Origin of the sequence: Vibrio natriegens NBRC 15636 = ATCC 14048 = DSM 759, from assembly GCF_035621455.1 — a bacterium.
Classification (GTDB): domain Bacteria; phylum Pseudomonadota; class Gammaproteobacteria; order Enterobacterales; family Vibrionaceae; genus Vibrio; species Vibrio natriegens.
In genome coordinates this window covers 987,862-1,006,630 of the sequence record NZ_CP141823.1, presented here as the reverse complement: position 1 = coordinate 1,006,630, position 18,769 = coordinate 987,862, and the positions used below count along the sequence as shown (strand labels likewise).

The 18,769-nt window shown below is 46.6% G+C and carries 11 protein-coding genes and 1 riboswitch; of the genes, 3 read left to right on the top strand and 8 right to left on the bottom strand.

All coding sequences use genetic code 11. The features are described 5' to 3' along the window. The first annotated feature begins 6 nt into the window (after positions 1-6). The gene (locus VER99_RS18965) at positions 7-417 is read left to right on the top strand and encodes a hypothetical protein (protein ID WP_020333519.1); all 411 of its coding nucleotides are present in this window, start codon (positions 7-9) and stop codon (positions 415-417) included. 80 nt (positions 418-497) lie between these two features. After that, positions 498-782, top strand: coding sequence for a hypothetical protein (locus VER99_RS18960; protein ID WP_020333520.1), 285 nt, complete (start codon positions 498-500; stop codon positions 780-782). Between the two features lie 390 nt (positions 783-1,172). Here the strand turns inward: VER99_RS18960 and VER99_RS18955 are convergent, their stop codons facing one another. From VER99_RS18955 to katG, 3 genes are all read right to left on the bottom strand, one after another. Beyond that, on the bottom strand, positions 1,173-2,795 hold the full coding sequence (locus VER99_RS18955; RefSeq protein ID WP_020333522.1) for a glycoside hydrolase family 32 protein: 1,623 nt from the start codon (positions 2,793-2,795) through the stop codon (positions 1,173-1,175). Between the two features lie 72 nt (positions 2,796-2,867). After that, positions 2,868-4,439, bottom strand: coding sequence for a glycoside hydrolase family 68 protein (locus tag VER99_RS18950; RefSeq protein WP_024372637.1), 1,572 nt, complete (start codon positions 4,437-4,439; stop codon positions 2,868-2,870). A gap of 269 nt (positions 4,440-4,708) precedes the next feature. Then, a riboswitch (cyclic di-GMP riboswitch) is annotated at positions 4,709-4,793 on the bottom strand. Positions 4,794-5,349: 556 nt separating this feature from the next. Further along, positions 5,350-7,521: a catalase/peroxidase HPI gene (gene katG / locus VER99_RS18945; RefSeq protein WP_020333524.1), complete on the bottom strand. Its 2,172-nt coding sequence runs from the start codon at positions 7,519-7,521 to the stop codon at positions 5,350-5,352. 290 nt (positions 7,522-7,811) lie between these two features. On the opposite strand from katG, the gene VER99_RS18940 reads away from it, so the two are divergent. Beyond that, positions 7,812-8,909 (top strand): AarF/UbiB family protein, encoded by a 1,098-nt coding sequence (locus VER99_RS18940; protein WP_024372636.1) that lies wholly within the window; start codon positions 7,812-7,814, stop codon positions 8,907-8,909. Positions 8,910-8,967: 58 nt separating this feature from the next. Here the strand turns inward: VER99_RS18940 and VER99_RS18935 are convergent, their stop codons facing one another. The 5 genes from VER99_RS18935 to VER99_RS18915 all read right to left on the bottom strand — a co-directional run bounded on the left by VER99_RS18935 (position 8,968) and on the right by VER99_RS18915 (position 18,760). Then, positions 8,968-11,721, bottom strand: a complete 2,754-nt coding sequence (locus VER99_RS18935) for a M16 family metallopeptidase (RefSeq protein WP_020333527.1) — start codon at positions 11,719-11,721, stop codon at positions 8,968-8,970. A gap of 181 nt (positions 11,722-11,902) precedes the next feature. Further along, on the bottom strand, positions 11,903-13,921 hold the full coding sequence (locus VER99_RS18930) for a polysaccharide lyase 8 family protein (protein WP_024372635.1): 2,019 nt from the start codon (positions 13,919-13,921) through the stop codon (positions 11,903-11,905). 107 nt (positions 13,922-14,028) lie between these two features. Continuing rightward, on the bottom strand, positions 14,029-16,215 hold the full coding sequence (gene gnpA / locus VER99_RS18925; protein WP_020333530.1) for a 1,3-beta-galactosyl-N-acetylhexosamine phosphorylase: 2,187 nt from the start codon (positions 16,213-16,215) through the stop codon (positions 14,029-14,031). A 66-nt stretch (positions 16,216-16,281) separates the two neighbouring features. Further along, positions 16,282-17,451: a glycoside hydrolase family 88 protein gene (locus tag VER99_RS18920; RefSeq protein WP_014235051.1), complete on the bottom strand. Its 1,170-nt coding sequence runs from the start codon at positions 17,449-17,451 to the stop codon at positions 16,282-16,284. Between the two features lie 256 nt (positions 17,452-17,707). Continuing rightward, a complete protein-coding gene (locus VER99_RS18915; protein WP_201765964.1) occupies positions 17,708-18,760 on the bottom strand; it encodes a UDP-glucose--hexose-1-phosphate uridylyltransferase in 1,053 nt (350 codons plus the stop codon). Between the last annotated feature and the right edge of the window lie 9 nt (positions 18,761-18,769).

Below are 18,769 nucleotides of genomic sequence, written 5' to 3'. Positions count from 1 at the left end.
GCTGCTATGGCACAGACTATTAATATCAATATTACTGAGTCACAACCTGATGTTCAGACATCGGCTCAGGCATTCGTCACAGACGACGGTCCTCCCCCTACAGGCGTTGAAGAAGTTGCAGAGAGTCACGATGAGCTGAGTGCACCGGCACCCAACGGTTCTGCTGAGTTCAACGAAGCGGCTGCGTTTGACGACGTGCCCGCACCAGGTCCTGAAGACTTCTTTCACGAAGAAATAAGCGACCTAAGTGTGGCTCCGCAACCGGATATGGTTGAAATGGCATTTTCCGATTCGCTCGATGAGCATGTACCCATGCCTGACGAGTTCATGGATGCGGAGTTGACCAGTGACGCCATCCCCGAACCAAAAGAGCAACCGGTCGCTGAGAAGAAAAAATCCACCCGAGCGAAGAAGTAGAATTGAACGGGTACTTAACAAGCCGATGCACACCTTCTACACTGCTGGTGTGCATCTTGTTATTTTTTACGGAGCCAACTATGAGCGGAGTTTCGGCAGCCCCCAATCAATCCACCCTAACAGGCCAGGTGCTGGCAATTAGCCAGAATGAAAATGGTAAGCATCGGGTACGTTTACTCATCGAGCAGGTCGATCGTCAGTTTGGCCCTTGCTTTACAGAGCCTGGCTCCCATTTAGACTGTTTCACTTTTGACAACGTCGACGAGCTAACGGTCGGCAGCCAAATTCGGGGACAGGCAGAGTTTATCGGCGGGCCACATCATCAGGAATGTCTACTGAGCGATATCAGTGTCGATGTTCATTAGTCTCTAGACGATTAGGTAAAGCTGAGGATTGCGCCAAAGGTCACAGCAGAATCGGACTCAGAAAAGTACTTTCCTAGCCCTCTAATAATTCCTTAAAAGTAGACTTACATGAGAGCTCTCCTTTACCTTCCCCCAAGGGTAACCATTATCATCAGATCGACATTTCTCAGGAATAAAGGACCAACCATGAGCTGCTGTAATAAACCCCCACGTGGTGGTAGTAATGATCTTGGATTAATGATGAAGTTTTTTCTGGTTATGCTGGCTGTTATTTTTGCGTTAGCCTTAATTGCCGGAATGTTTTAGTTAGTCTGTTTAGCGACTCTCAGGGGTAAATATGAACAAATTATGGCAAGCCATCACGCCCTTTTAGCTTGCCAAATTAAACTCTTATTTCTTCGCTCCCTCACCAGAGTAACGCTGAATCGGAGTAACCTTCAGTGGCGTAAGTTCTAGGTTACGGAGTACGGTGGTGCCTCCAACAGATACCGCCGTAAGATCATTGGCGTCCTGAGTTCCAAATATCAGATTAGACAGCGACATCTCACCATCGTTAACAAAGACCTCGATGGTGAATGTATCGACAATGATGTCTAGTTTTACGATACCGTTATGGGCACGAACTACCGTTTTACGTTCGTCACGATATACATCAGGCATTGAGCTTGCTATTGCGTCCCTATCGCGTCTGATAAACACCGTTTCGTGTTCGAAGTCATACCCTACAATGGCAAAATGACCGTCCTTTCCTTTGAGTTGTAACTGGAACTCACTAGCGTTTGAGTGTGCGTCAAGATCGACTTTAAGGCGGTAAGCGTCAGATATCGGCTTAGGGAAACTTGTGTTCGATGATTCTAATACTTCAACGGCCGAGCGAGTATAAGCATCGCCTTCAAGCCCTGCTATTGCCTCAATCGGCTGGGAGAATAGGACTGGGGTTCCATCTACAGTACGCAGTTTTATTTGACGAACAATAGAACTCGCGGCTCCATGCCATGCTTTAGTGGGCAACTCGTTGGCATAACCCCAATTGTTAAGCCAGCCAATCGCGTAGCGAGATTCAAGACGCTGGTCAGCACCTAAATTGGAATCTTGCCACGACACCATCGCATAAAAATCAGCTCCTGCGTCCAGCCACTGTGGTTCTTCACTTTCTGGTATAAAGCGCTTTCCATCCCAGCTTCCAATCCAGTAAGCTGTGCCCGTCGTTTTTCCTGTTCTGAAACCATTCGCTCCGGATGCAAGCACCCAGCGAATATTATTAGGATCACCATCAAGCGAGAGTTGAAACAGATCAGGACACTCGAGAAGACCAAGATCGTCACGCTGGAAATCGGATTGATATGTCCAGTGTTTAAGATCTGAAGAGGTATAGAAGCCAATTTTGTGCCCTTCCGCAAGCGCCATTACCCATTGTCGGTTCTCCTCATCCCAAATGACCTTGGGATCACGCCAATGTTCAGCCCCGGGATTATCCATAATTGGGTTATCGTCATACTCTTTAAAGTGATAGCCACCATCGGTTGAGACAAAGAGTGACTGACGCTGTACACCGTCATGTTGCTGAGTCGCAATAGCAATAATCGCTCCGGCACCAAAGCCCGCCGTATTGTTGGTATCAACGACGGCGCTCCCCGTTTGAATATCGCCAAGTCCATTTTTATATTTGTGAATAGCTACACCATGTTCCTGCCAATGGACGAGGTCTTTTGATGTCATGTGATACCACGCCGTCCCATTCCCATTTGGGTAATCAGCGTTGTAGAGATAGTAGAAATGCCAGACACCATCGATAAAGAAAGGACGCTGAGGATCATTCATCCAATGTCTGTTGGGAGTAATATGTATAGCTGGCCGATAAGGGGACCATTCTGAAGGGCGAGTAAATTGAGACGAGCTCGCAGACGCTAATTCAACGCCAGAAAGTGAGAGACTGGCAGTAAACAATGCAAATGAAGCACAGGCAACAGTGACAAGTGTTATGCCCGTCAGTGAGTTAAGTTTAAAGCGCATAATCCTTCTTATTATCATAGAGGGGCGGAATGCCCGCCCCTCTGATTTATGACATGTACAACTTCAGGAATTCTATTTAAGCGTTTTCTGAATCACACCGCTTGGATTAACGTTTATATTTGCAGGGATATCTGCCCAGCCACCTAGCCCACTCGTCCCGTAAGAGTAATCGACTTCAGTAGTGTCACCATCAATCAGGACTTTCACTGTTGGTGCCAAAGTACCACCACGTCGGAAGTTTTCTTTAACGCCGATAGTATCGATAAAGGATTGAATCAGTCCATCAGGCATCACATAGTGTGAGTAAGACTGGAAGTGACCTGCTGGCTGGTTGTAATCTGGGTCGTAAGGCGTTCCTGGGTAGAAGTTCAGGTTGGTTGGGTTACCAAGTACAAGACCTGAACCTTGGTTCAGTGGTTGGTAATCACTACGGATACCATCACCTACAAAGCCATACACCCCTTCCGGACCAGTGATACCACTTGCAAACGTCGTGCTATGGCTGATAGTGAATAGGTAGTATTTACCATCTTTTTGATAGATCTGAGGGCGTTCGGTCTGGTCAGTAACACAGTTCGCCGAAAGGATCGGTGGTAAAAACTCCCACTCGGTAAGGTCATCATTCGTCGCTCGCGCTAAACCAACGTTACCAATCTGGAATGTCGCACCCGATGCATTCACATCTCTGACTGTTTCAGCGTACGGGTCACCATCCTGATAACCTAGATCTTCCTCGGTACACTTCGCCGAGCCCCTTTCCATTGCTGAGTTACCTTCAAAGACCATGAAGGTTTCGCCTGGATGAGCAGGATCTTCGAACGTAAACGGGTCACGGAAGTTAAAGTAAGGGTTTTGTTCAGCCGTTTGGTAGTAGGTACCGTCAGCTTCCAGAAGATTAATCACCTTATCGAATCCGGTGAATTTCACGCCATTTTTATTCGCGTGTATCTTACCGACGCTGAGTGCAATGCGTGGGTCATATGGCTTGATGTCATTGCCGTTTGAGTCACGATAGAACGCAACATCGGTAAAGAAAAGTTTCACTTCACCACCCGGGAAAATTCGGGCAGAACCAGACCATTGTGTCTGATGACTGTATGACTGATCCTCAAAGATTTGTCCGGTGACACCTTCGTCAAAAACAAGGCCACCATAAGTCCAGCCACCGTTTTCTGGGCGTTCCTCTGCTGGAATACCCGCTGGACGATAGAAGTAGCCGATCTTCGCATACTGGTGTCGTTCATCAAAACCTAGGCTCCGATCCGCAACAAGTGAGAAAATAATCTCCTGTCCGTTCACGCTATATTGGTTGGCATCCGCATCAGTCAGTGGCCATGAATCCCATACCCATACCTGCTCATTGGACATGTCAGGAAAATCCTGAGGGACGCTCGGCATCGTGTACTCTTGTGGCATAGAGTTCTCACGTGACCCAGCCATTGGATCAGACATACGCTTGAGCTGACGAGCATCAGCACGGGTCCATTTAGCCGTAAAATTACTCTCAGGAGCGTAAGCTTCTTGAGTGTGTACCGTTGGCTCTGGACCAGGTTGAAGCTGTGCTGCAAAAGCTAACTGACTTGCCGCTGTTCCCATTAAAATCCCTAAAATAGGGACTCCCGCTTTCATTTTTGTCGAATGCATTTTACTTACCTCTGTTAATAAAATTCTCAAAATATTCAATTTTCCAGAAGTGGTTAACCCTCAGAAATGTCACAAACTATCAACGGCATAACCCATTCGAAATCATCTAAAAATCACACCAATTTAGGTAACGTTCCCGAAATTAGGTAAAACTTAGCCATTCACAGCAAACAGAATCAACAAATGACTGAATGCATCCGTGAATGTAAATATCAGACCAAAGAGTTTGATACTAAAAATCGAACGAATTTAATAAGTCGAAATACAAAACTGGCGGTCCCGCTATCATAGGAAATGTCCGTTAGATCGGAGACTTTGCGTCACCCCCTTTCGGAGGTTTTGCCTTTTCAGTCATGCATCCTACAAGAGAAGAGATGATGAACTGAGTGTGGGTAAGCCTTTGCTAACCACGCGAAAAAGCATAACAACGAAAAATGACAATTCAAGATCAATAAGATTAAGGATATAAAACTCTGACAATAGCCAGACATCCTAATGCCTTTATATATGAATACGCGTACCTAACAAACCCTTAATGAAACTGACTTGGATCCGGTTACAATAAAATTGTTTAGATACATTAACGCCCCCTTCATAAACAACTGATTTATTAACTAAAAACTGTCATTTTTATGACAATAATTTTAGTAATTCAAATATCGATCAAATTTCATACGCAACAACGAACTCACATTGGTTTAACTCAGAATAAAAAGGGAACGTTACCAATTATTCAAAAAGTGTATTTGGGTAAGATAAAGCGATACATATCTGCCGTTACAATTTTCATTCAAGCAACGTTATGCAAATAAAAATGTCTGGCATGGATACGCAAAAAGCCAGCAGAGATACTGCTGGCTTTTAAACACGAACACTGATTACTCAGTCTGTATTTGACAGAATTAGTTCGTTAAACCAAATCGAACCTGTCAGCATTCATCACTTTCGTCCAGACAGCGATGAAGTCTTTGACAAACTTCTCTTGATTATCGTCCTGCGCATAAACCTCAGCGTAAGAGCGCAAGATAGAGTTTGAACCAAACACAAGATCCGCGCGAGTTGCAGTGAATTTCACTTCACCCGTTTTGCGATCACAAATGTCATAAGAGTTGCGGCCTGTTGGTTTCCAGCTGTATCCCATATCAGTTAGGTTGACGAAGAAGTCATTCGTTAATACACCAACGCGGTCAGTGAATACCCCATGCTTGCTACCACCATGGTTTGTACCAAGTACACGCATACCACCAATCAGGACTGTCATTTCTGACGCGGTTAAACCAAGTAGTTGTGCGCGGTCTAGCATCATCTCTTCTGGAGTAACCGTGTAGTGCGTCTTCTGCCAGTTACGGAAAGCATCTGCCAGAGGCTCCAGAACATCGAATGACTCTGCGTCAGTTTGCTCTGCTGTCGCATCACCACGGCCAGCCGAAAATGGCACGTCAAAGTCAAATCCTGCTGCTTTCACCGCTTGTTCAATACCGACGTTACCCGCAAGAACAATCGCGTCTGCAACACTGATACCAAATTCTTCCGCCACTTGCGTTAACTCTCCCAGCACTCTCGCCAGACGTTCTGGTTCGTTACCTTGCCAAGCATTTTGCGGGGCCAAGCGGATTCGCGCACCATTTGCTCCACCACGAAGATCCGAACGACGGAATGTGCGAGCGCTATCCCATGCTGTAGCAACCAAATCAGAAACACTCAGGCCAGTTGCGGCAATCTTCGCTTTAACCGCTTCTATATCGTATTGAGTGTTACCAGCTGGAATTGGGTCTTGCCAGATTAAGTCTTCAGCCGGCACATCTGGGCCAACGTAACGAGCTTTAGGGCCTAAATCACGGTGAGTCAGTTTGAACCAAGCACGAGCGAAGACTTCATTGAAATAAGCTGGATCTTGGTAGAAACGCTCTGAAATCTTACGGTAGTCAGGATCGACTTTAAGCGCCATGTCGGCGTCCGTCATCATAGGGTTGTAACGGATTGAGGAGTCTTCCACATCGACTGGTTTATCTTCTTCGGCAATTTCTACTGGTTCATATTGCCAAGCACCTGCCGGGCTTTTTGTCAGCTTCCATTCGTGCTCAAGCAGCATTTTGAAGAAACCGTTATCCCATTGTGTAGGATGAGTGGTCCACGCGCCCTCAATACCGCTGGTCACCGTATCACGGCCGATGCCACGCGATGTATGGTTGTTCCAGCCAAGGCCTTGCTCTTCAATATCTGCGGCTTCAGGCTCTGGCCCCAATTCCGCAGCATCACCATTACCGTGCGCTTTACCCACCGTATGGCCACCAGCAGTTAGTGCTACCGTCTCTTCATCATTCATCGCCATGCGAGCGAAGGTCACGCGCATATCAGCTGCCGTTTTTAACGGGTCCGGATTGCCATCGACACCTTCTGGGTTCACGTAAATCAAACCCATCATTACAGCTGCTAGAGGGTTTTCTAGGTCTCGCTCGCCAGAATAACGACTCCCTTCACCACCCGAAGGCGCTAACCACTCTTTCTCCGAACCCCAGTAGGTATCTTTTTCTGGGTGCCAGATATCTTCACGACCGAATGCAAAGCCAAAGGTTTTAAGACCCATTGATTCGTACGCCATGTTACCCGCCAGAATCATTAGGTCAGCCCAGCTGATTTTATTGCCGTATTTTTTCTTGATTGGCCACAGCAAACGACGAGCTTTATCCAGGTTGCCGTTATCTGGCCAAGAGTTTAGTGGCGCAAAGCGCAGGTTACCGGTAGATGCACCGCCTCGACCATCAGCAGTACGATAACTACCTGCTGAGTGCCACGCCATGCGGATCATCAAACCACCGTAATGACCCCAATCCGCAGGCCACCAATCTTGGCTATCTGTCATCAGATCTTTTAGATCATGTTTCAGCGCTTCAACATCCAGCGTTTTCAAAGCTTCACGATAGCTAAAACTGTCACCCAGAGGGTTGGTCTTTTTATCGTGCTGATGAAGAATATCTAGGTTTAGGGCATTCGGCCACCAATCCATAACAGTAGACCCCGTAGATGTCATACCGCCATGCATCACCGGGCATTTTCCTGTTGAATGGCTATTTTTACTCATAAAGTTTTCCTTAAAGAGATAAATATCTTTTTGTAAGTGAATCTCATTTATCGCTAAGCTAGCATAAGCTCTAGGCGAATTTTCAAACACTTACCTCCTTAATCATGGTTTAAGAACTGTATGACAAATTGGTCAGAAAGGTATGACACACGCATACAGATCATCCTCACAAAACTTCAGTTCCCGATATGCGCCTCAAAACTCAGCCTCTTAGTTTATGAAGTAAGGAGGATTTACAAACTGACACTCTTGATAAAATAATCAGAATCAATAGGAAGATGGGCATTCACATGGACAAACGTCAAAAGCAGCAGATGCAATTTGAAAAGAGCGGAGAAAACCTCATCGTTGGCAATATTGACGATTGTCCGATATCTCCGGAACAATTGGCTCGGACGACGGAGGCTTCTCCTTATGTGGTGGAAGCTTTTCAAAGTGGATTAACGGCTGAAGTGTTTCGGGTACGGTTTGGCGGAAAAGACTACACTCTGAAAAAGAAGCGCCCTGAAGCCAAGGTGCAAAATCTTAATGGACAACTGTCGTTCCTGAATGAAGTGCAGCGTCGTTCTGATTTGCAAAAGCGGAAAGATTCTACGCACACCTCCGTGGACTTCGAATGCATCGTGCCGACCGTCTACGCTGATTATCGCTTAGGCATCATTCTTTCTGAGTGGATAGAAGGGAAACCCATCAGCGATGTATCTTCCTCATTGCTTTACCAGCTATTCTCAACCTTATCTGCGTGTGAAAAAATTGGCCTGTTCGAGTGGGACTTGTGTAGTGGCAATCTGCTCGTAGATGACGACCATAAGCTCTGGCTGTTCGACTTCGGTTACATGTACCCCTTCGACCCGCTAACCGAGCTCAACAGTGACGGCCTTAATGCGCCTATCTTTCAGTTTTGTGAGCGCTTTGAAACTCGATTCCTTTCGGGCTGGCTTGTGCAGCAACATTATTCTCACCAAGAATCATTAGCCCTGTTCAAAAACGTTAAACATGAGGCACTTAGCGTCTTACTAGAGCAATGCAAGTGGCTACGTCTTAACCACGCCAGTTCAGCCGTTTTAAACCACAAAGAAGCGCAAGTGACCAAATACCAAACCGCCCTTCAGAATGAAAAAGCCTTAGAGGACTTATTCATTGTTGAGATGTTTCGCTCGCATGTTTTGGATATCGAAGATGATATTGATGGGAAAAGTTGTACTGCAACAACGCTAAAGCGCGTCAATGCGGTTCTTGAGATGGTAAACGAGCATTATGATTTCCTCCGCGAACAAGGTGCACTGTTCTACCAAAATGAAGGGAAATCAAAGCTAGAACTTATGGACTCCTACCGCGACAAACTTGCTTTGGTGAAGGAATATCAGCTCAGTAAAAACCACCAGTAACCACTGAATAGCCCAAGTAAAATGTCCATCTTCTCACTTGGGCTAAGTGACGATTGTGCTACTTCTTAATCGGATTAAGAATGATCGTTGTGCGTTTTGCTTTCGCTCCAAATACTGACCGCGCACGCAACTTAACCTCTTCCAAAGTGATGCTTTTAGCCGTTTGTTCCACATTCAGCAACAGATCCAGCCCATAATCATGCACCAGATAACGGCCATATGCCCATGCTCGCTGGCTAGGTCTGTCCTCCACTCCCTGCATGGCGACCACCAATTGTTTCGCTGCGATATCGACCTCTTTCTGGGTAATGTTTTTCGCCAGATCATCAAAAATTTTATTTAACTGACTGTCCATGATCGCCACATCTTTTGGGTCGACTTGCGATTCAAAGATCCAATCCGAGACTTGCTCACGATCCTGTATCATCGGGTAAATACTCGGACTGTAGTCCAGACTCAGATCTTCACGTAATTGAGCCATTACGCGTCCGGCACTGATGCGCTGTAAGATATCCACAACCATCGTGTCTCTCGCGCTTTGGGTAACATCATTGGCGTTGGTCAAACGCTGCAAATAAAGTGAAGACGGCTCATGACCATCCGTCATCACAGAGCGACCAGATGCCTGCGGATTCAATGCCACGTGGTAATCAATAGGCTCACCTGGTGTCATTTCGATAGAAGCAACAAACTTGGTCAACAGGGGTTCAAGTTGCTCTGGTTCTATGTCCGCAACCACCACCATTTTGAAGCCGTTATTGAACTTAAATAAACGCTTGTGTACCGCAAGTATCTGTTCTGCGGTAACGTTCTCTACACCATCGCTATCCAAAATACGATGGCGACTTTCCGGCAGATAAGCATTTTGATTGGCTTCCTGAACCAGCTTTCCCATTGGTGATTCAAAAAACGCGCGACGCTGCTGTTTAAATTCTTGCTTTACCGCTGTCAGTTGGCGCTCATCGACCTTAATTTCTGTGCTCAGGTTGTAAATTGCATTCAATGCACTTTCTAACTGTGCTTTTTGCGTGGTGACTTTTACGCCGTGACTGGTGGTATCTAACATCGGAACAATAGATGTATTGTTGCTACGCAAGTAACTGTCTAACTCCGAACCTGAAAAGTACCCGAGCCCGCTTCTTACCGCTGCCATGGTGGCGATCTCATAAGCTGGGTAAAGCGACTTATCTACTGCCGCTTTACCGCCTTGGCTTGCAAAGTAAATGTAAGCGCGCCCACCCGCTTTTTCGTCCTTTTGGAACCATACATCGACGCCATTAGAGAGTGTGTATACCTCAAACCCTCCCGCCTCTTTGCGAGCACTGATAATGCTGCCTTCCTTAACTGGCTGAAGGAAACCTCCCGCTCTCGCTTCCATCGACAATGGTTTTTTTCCGGGTTGGAAATAAGCCGTATTCAGAGATGAAAATACATCGGGAAACTTCGCGCGCGTTTCGTTTTTGCTCATCCCGATAGAAAAGCTCGGCGGCAAAGATAACAGCTCTGTAATGTGAGCATTCACACTGGCTAACGTGGCGTTGTCGAGAAACGTTGCCAGACTATGAGCATAACTTGATTTGGACTGGCTGACGCTGTTTTGCTCTAACTGGAATACACGCGCATCTGCGTAGCTATTGGGTTTACGCTTGCTCCAGTCAGAATCCAGATTGGTGAGTTCACCTTGCCAGTTAGCCATAACACTGTCTAATTCTGCTTGGGTGACGCCATAACTCCGAAGCGAAGTTAGCGTGCTGATAAACAGGCGGTGCATTTTTTCGCGGCGCTCTGGCGCAAACGCAATACCGGCAGACATCATCCGGTGGTAGTTAGAATAGTAAGGTTGAGCGTACGCATACTGGAAAGGAACGGCAGCATCATTGAGATCCGTGATCAGCCTCTGCTGGATCAATTGTCCAGCGACTTCATCCAGCCATTCTTGATGCTGTTGTTCGACGGTTTGGCGTCCTATCGCGCCTCGTTCAACAACAAGATGCAGGCTGGGTGACTCAATGGAATTACTTGGCAGGATTTCATTATTGATGTTAACGCGAATATCGCGGCGTTTTTTAATCACCACATCTGACGTGCTTTTCCAGCTGGAAAAGGTCTTGTTAATGTCTTCCGCAAGAGCGTCGACATTAACATTGCCGGTTACGATAAGCTCGGCGTACTGCGGCTGATACCACTGTTGATAAAAGCTTTTCAGCGTAACTGGCGTAGCCTTTTCTATCGAAACTCGAGTACCAATAGGATCATGCTCGCCATAAAGTGTCCCCTCCACCGAAGCTTGATACGCATTTAAAGCAAAAGGCTTATCATCCGGGTTCGCACGACGCCACTCACCTAATATCACGCCTTTTTCTTTTTCCACTTGGGTTGGTGAAAACGTCAGCCCGTCGCCAATATCGCGCATCCAGATTAGTGCGTCTTGCAATTGACTTGAGTCCGCGAGCTCCAGTTTATATCCCGTCTGCTGATAGGTCGTGAAAGCATTGATGTCCGCGCCAAAACTCCCTCCGGACTGCTCGAATAATCTTATCGCCTCATTACCAGAAAAGTGCGTACTGCCATTAAATGCCATGTGCTCAACAAAATGCGCATAACCTTTTTGGCTTGTTTGCTCTTGGAACGAACCAATGTTCATCACCATACGCACAGAGATCTCTTGGTCTTGTGTCGGGTAAATATGATATTTCAAACCATTCGGTAACTGATTAACATACCAGTTGGTGTCAGCCTGAATCTTTGTCGAGTTAGGGGTAACAACACAGCCCGACAATATTAAGGTCGAGGCTAACAAACTATAGCGCATAGCAATGATCCGAGATGATGACCATGCAATTCAAACCCTTTCTAGTCGCATAGCCTTAATATAAGTGATGGGGTCTTCGGCTTAAATCCATACTCCAGACCCCGCTTTAGCGATGGCTTATATCCAATTGAAGTCCAGGTGCAAGACTCAAAGCGTAGCCACCAGCTCAAGTTAAAGAAAACTAATGCAAGTGTAGGTCAAAACGAACACTCTCTCCGAGTCGATCAAGCTTGTCGGAAGTCTCGACAAAAAATCGATGACTATCCCCTTTAGAGTGAAGATCTAAGTTGACTCTATCCCCTCTTCCAGGCGTTGATACGGCAAACTGAAAACCTGTCTGTGTTTTCTCACAAAGCAATAAACACGGCTTATCGACCTCTAAAGTTACACCTTCTTGCGTATCAGACTCAGGTATTTCAATACGCCCCGGATGACGAAAAACACAACCAATATGGCCTTGATAAACCACCGCCTGAAGCGCAGGCGTATTCTCCAATACCTTAACATAAGGTTGAGCGGCATAACGTTTCGTCTCTGCTAATGAAGACCCAGGTAACAGCGTGTATTCATAACAGGCATTTTTAGGTTGAACACCATGGTCAATTGACAATTTAAACACCCTGCCACTCACTTTGTCTGCACTCAAGTGGGCATTAATTCGCTGCCAACTGCCTTGTTGTATGTGACTATGTAAGTGAGCATTCACATTACCTAGAACGTAACCCACAATTGCATGATGCAACCAACTTTTGGCTTTAACCAACGTAGACTCCCCATTATGGTATGCATCATTTACACACGCAGGGAAATCATAGTGGCACTGGTTAATCGTGGTCATTACCGGTTCAGGGTGCGTCGAACTTATCCCCGCACCAAGAGCGATAATAACCCCCTCACAAAAGAACCAAGATTTTAGCCCCTGGGTTTGCATCACATCCAGCTCGAAACTGGTGATGCCCCAACGGCGATTGCTGACGCCGCCCGTCCAGTCGGTTTGTTGTTCTATTCTTCCCCATTCGTGGGCTGGCATTACAATTTGTGGACACGTCACACCCGGAATCTTAGCCCAATCCCAATAAGGATAAATATCGTGGTACTCGTTACCCGTCACCCCAATATTCATACTGCCAAAACCCAACCAAAAACCCGTCAGATTTTCCTGATTACCAGTTTCAATCGGCGTGATTCGACAAGAATTGGCTTTCACAGACACAGCGTATTTATTATTAGCCATAACCGCGTAATCAGAACGCCAGAAGTGTTTAAACCCAGAAAAAGGGTAGTCATGCCCCTGAAGGTGTTCGAGATATCTTTGCAACTGAAGGCGATAATCAGGGAACAAAGCCAACAACATCTTCGCTTGAGTTGTCAGCATGGTTCGACAATGCGGTTTTTCCAAATCAGGTTTGGCGATAGCCCGGCCACAAGCGTTGTAGTCCCAGCGCCCGGTCCGAGTCATCCATACCGAGCCTTGGAGATAGTAAGTCAATAACAAACGTTGTTGCTGTGATGAAAAACGGAATCGAGTCTGCGCGCAAACATAAGCCCAGGGAAGCGCAACATTGATAAACGATTCACCATAGCCACCATTTTGCAATTGCGGACCGTGCTGTTGATAGGAGAAATCAGCCTGTATGCCCTCTTCCTGAGTGATGGCAATCGTTTCTGCTATCGCTTCCATCGCCTGTGCAAAAAGAGATTCATCGCTTTCTAACAACCCACGATAGGCTATTCCATTGGCAAGATCGACACGATTGGCGCCTGTCATTGACGCGTTATTGGGCAGATCTTCTATCAACTGCTTGATTAACGCTTCACTAAGCTCTTCACTGAGCAACAGAGCGATTGGCCCCATCAGTCGTTGCTTACCGATTTGGTTCCACCACCAGTTCCAGTTAGTTGGATTTATTTGATACCAATACGCCATGGCCTGTTCAGCAATAGTATGCGCGTTTATACAGCGCTGACGTTTAAATTGGCAAGCGAGAACCAGCACACGCTGTAAATAAGCATGGATGATTTGTCCATCCTGCACAGCGTCTGCCAACTGGAGATCGGGCCAACCAGAATGAGGAGAAAAAGTGGCTTGCCACTGCGCTACTTTCCGTTGCCAGACTTGTTGTGTTTGAAGAGACAATTGCTGATCAACAATTGTTTGTGACACCTTATGTCGAATCTGCATCAAATGTTGTGAATACACGATGCGAGTAACTCCTTAATTCAGCCAGAAAGGGGGATGCAACAGTCAACCTTGTTCACTGTCAGAAAATAAAAAAAGAAGGTGCTCTCACACCTTCTTTGACTTGATTAGTTATCGAACCAACTCCACTCATATGGCTGTAATGCCAATTGTTGTGGTTCACCTTGTGTATTGAATACCGTGACCTGCTGAGCTTGATCCGTGAAGTTCACGGCCGTGGCTTTGTTGGTCTCAGGATAAAAAGCAACATCGACGTACGGGTTGTTAGACAACCATGCGTGAGAAACGGCTTCCTGCTGGGTCAGCCACAACAGAATGTGTTGTAGCAAACGCGCGTTTTCCATACTGAATGGCAAGTTACCCAGATACACAGCTCGACCGGCACCGTATCCACGCGCGGTTAACGCCAAATGTTGTCCCTGTGCTGCCAATACCGTCAAGTCATCCGCTTGTGGGTACACATAGCTTGGGTTACCGAAGTCTTCGTCACCCTTAATGAACTGACTTAAGTAATGGTTTTCTGCGATTTGCAGTGGCATCGCTACACGTCCCATCGTCAGGGAGGTTTCTTTCTCTAAACCAAATACATCGCCAAGCTGGAAGTAACGGCCATTTTTCTGCCATGCAGAAGGCTCAGACACACCCAGTAAGCCACCGCCTTCAGCAACAAACTGACGCAGTGCAACGATGACTTTTGGATCGTTCCAACACTCACCACCACTCCATGCAGAGTTCGCATCACCCGTGTTGATGATAACTTTGATCTCTGGATCGATACCTTTTTCTGCAATGTCATCAAAGCTGATGAACTCAACGTCAAACGGCAAACCAGACAGACACTCAAGGATGTTGTTACCTACCAGTTCCATCACATCAGGGCGAGGCGGAACGTAGAAACGCTGGTCTCGAGCCTGGTTTTGCAGCCAGCTACGTGCCGCGCCCCATGCGCTTAACACGGCAACTGTTCCTGCTACTTTCTTCGATTCACTGCGTTGTGTGAACTCAAGGTAGTCACCGAACTGACTTGAGATTTCCGTCACATGGTCAATAAAGTGCGGGAACTGGTTCGCGAGTGACAAGTAGCCGCCATAGCCAATGCGGTCCAACGGTTTTTGCAACATCGCACGGCGAATCTTGGTCCAGTTAGACATAGACTCAACCACAGGATCATTCCCCTCGCGGAATACATCCGGGAAGAAGTAAGGATAAAAACGCGCTTCACGAATCTGATCACCGCCCGAATCCGTTAAACGACGCAGAGCTACGCCATCTTCTACCGCGCCGACATTGATATCGATGCCAATCTTTTGGTAGCTCTCAAGGAAAGGTTCCGTCCCGATCCAGTGATCACCCTGGAACATCGCGGTCTTTTTGCCTGCTTGATGAGCCATGTTGACCAGCTCTGCGGCAAACTCCACAACGAATTCCTGGACAAAGGTCATCCAATCTTGGTACTGCTTAGAAGGCACTTTATAGGTACCGTTGTAGTAACCGGCATCAACAAAATCTTCTGGAGACAACTTGTAGCCAAAACGCTTTTCAAAATCTTCCAGCGCTCGTGGGCTCACGGTTTCGCCGTAGCCTGTCCAATCGCGGTAAATGTCTTGGTTCTTTTCACCCGTATCGATAACAAACAAAAACGCAAAGGTGGTGAATCGAACTACTGTGGTATTTGGATGCGTTTCTAACCAGTGTGCAAAATGGTTTAACAAATGTGCACGACATTCCGGATGGTATGGGTCAAGACTCTTAATACGAGGGCCTTTCCAATCGTTAGTCAGCGCGTTGTACATCGAGACACTATCCCAAACCTGGCGCGCCATAAAGGTAATGGTGTACTCGTGATAAGGGATCGCATCAAAGATTTCAATACGTTGATGTTCCGCATCAAATTCCCACTTGTCAGCCGGAATCACTTCGTTCAAGGTACGGTTTCTAACTTCCCACCAAAGCTTCGGCTCACTGTCATCATCCAGTTCATATTTGTCTTTGCTGTAACCATTGAGTGGGTAAATCTCAACGCGATCACTCATCGCCGTCACAGGGAACGACATCAAATATTTACGATGTAAGTACTCCGGATGTTGGTTCGCGTATTCCTGATCGGCACGAACAAGGCACATCACTGAATAGATGTCGCTGTCTTGCTCAGCTAATGAATCTGGCATAGTTGTACCATCGCTGTCGCGAAGTGCATCCGCTTGCCAACGCTGATATAAATCCAGTACTACTTCTTCCTGCCCTTCTTCGACAGGCAGGGTCATATGACCTTTACGAGAGGCAAATTGGGTCATGATAGGCTCCAAAAAGTTGGGAGAGACAGGGGGCTTTTATCCCCCTGAATGGATATTCGAGTGTGCTTACCAGAAGAACTTCTGATAACCGTTTGCGCGCATCAAAGCTTCTAGATAGTAGTAATCACCGTACGGCAACATGTTGTCGCACAGACCAACTTTGACAAACGAAGCACCGTGCGCAAGCAAGCCAAGCGCAGATTCATCGCCCGTTAAATCACAGCTGTTCATCAGACCTTGCAACAGGAAGTTACCCCAATCTCGGTACTGCTTCGCTTCTTCTGGATCTTGAATACACTGCGAAATCAACAGTAAGCCCGCAGCAGTAATCGCGCCTGCTGAACTGTCTTTGTACTGAATTTCGTCACTTGGTAGCGAGTAATCCCAAACAGGAACGCCATCGTCTGTGATTTGCTCTACAGCGTAGCGGGCTAATTTCTTCGCCAGCGTTAGGAATTTCTCGTCTTGAGTGTACAGATAAGTTTGAGCGAAACCGTGGATTGCCCATGACTGTCCGCGAGCCCAACAGGAATCATCCGCGTAACCTTGGAACGTCTCACCTTTGATCGGCTCCTGAGTGACCGGATGGAAGTTAAATGAGTGATACGTTGAGTAATCCTCACGCACAATATGCTTCGCTAGCGTCTCGCTGTGTCGAGTTGCGGCTTGCGCATAAACAGGAGAACCTGTCACTTTTGACGCCCAAAATAGTAACGCAGTATTTTGCAGAGAATCGATGATCGATTTGCCTTGCGTAATTTCAGGGCCAAGAGGATGCGTGTCATTCCACGCAACGATATAACCACCGATCTTTCTGAAACGATGGATAAGGTGATCAGCGGCGCGAATTGCCATCATTTTTGACTCTTCATCGCCCGTCAATTTGTAATCGGCCACGCAGCTTAAGCTGTATTGGAAACCTAAGTCGTGATCTAACCAGAATGGGTCAAGCAGCATGTCGGCAAAATATTGTTTGCGCAACTTGGCACTGTTTTTAAACTGCTGATCAGCCGTCATTTGGTAGCAGAGCCATAACTCGCCTGTCCAAAATGACGAAACCCAATCAAACTGGTCACAGTAATCCCATTGGTGATCCGAAGTACCAATTTTTGGATTACGCTCACCAATTTTAGGAATATTACGCTTAATCGCTTCTACTACCGTGGTTAGATGGTTCACCACTTTTGTTTCGTCCAGTGTGCCTGGCAACGGACGCAAAGTAATCGTTTCACTCATACCGAAATTCTCTTAAAACCTTTGTAATGCAAACTCAGGGTTATGCTCGATGATATATCTATAGTTTACAGTGATACTTTTCTATAAACGCATAACTCGCTCACATTTTTAAAACATCATTTCATTTTAAATATTAATTTCAAAAAAAAGCTGATTTTCAGCTTTCTATTACAGCGAATGGTCAAACTCGCCAACCGCCAACTACCTTTATGATTCAGCGGTTCGGAGAAGCGTTTCTTCTCCGAACGTCGCAAAACTAGTCTTGCTGCTTGTAGTGCGTCTCTGAAGCGTTGCGTAGACGCTCTGCCGCTTGCTCAGGCGTTAGGTCACGCTGGCTCTCTGCTAGCATTTCATACCCAACCATGAACTTACGTACTGTGGCACTGCGCAGTAATGGTGGTAAAAAGCTCGCATGTACTTGCCAATAAGCGTCGGGATTTCCGCCGATAAACGGTGCTCCATGCCAGCCCATTGAGTAAGGGAAAGAGCACTGAAAAAGGTTATCGTACTTAGTGGTTAACAACTTAATCGTCTTGGCGAGATCAGCCTGGATCTCTTGAGTCATTTCCGTCAGTCGACTTAGCTTAATTTTTGGCAATACCAAAGTTTCGAATGGCCAAGCTGCCCAGTAAGGAACCAAGGCCACCCAATAATCACTTTCGACAACAATACGCTCGCCAGACGCCACTTCACGCTGAACATAATCCAGTAACAGAGGACTATGGTACTGCGCAAAATAGCGCTGCTGCTGTTGGTCTTTTTTGGCTACCAAGGTAGGCACAAAACTGTTTGCCCAAATTTGACCATGCGGGTGAGGTTGAGAGCAGCCCATACTTTCACCCTTGTTTTCAAACACCTGCACCCAAGGATAACGCTGGCTCAGTTCTTCCGTTTGTTCTATCCAAGTAGTAATCACATGTCCAATTTCTTCCACGCTCAACTCTGGCAAAGTGCGGCTGTGATCAGGCGAGAAGCAGATCACTCGGCTTTCCCCTTTGGCACTATGAAGTTGAAAAAGAGGATCATCGCTCACTGGTGAATCAGGGGTTTGCTCTGTAAGGGCGGCAAAGTCGTTCTTAAACACGAACGTACCTTGATAATTCGGATTCACATCACCGCTGATTCTAGTATTTGTTGGGCACAAAAAGCATGAGTCATCATAATTCGGCAGGCTTTCAATATTGAGGGTTTCTTGTTGCCCTTGCCACGGTCTTTTCGCGCGATGAGGCGACACCAGCACCCACTCACCCGTGAGAGGATTAAAACGACGGTGAGGATGCTCTGCTACATCAAATGATTGAGACATTATGTTTCCTTA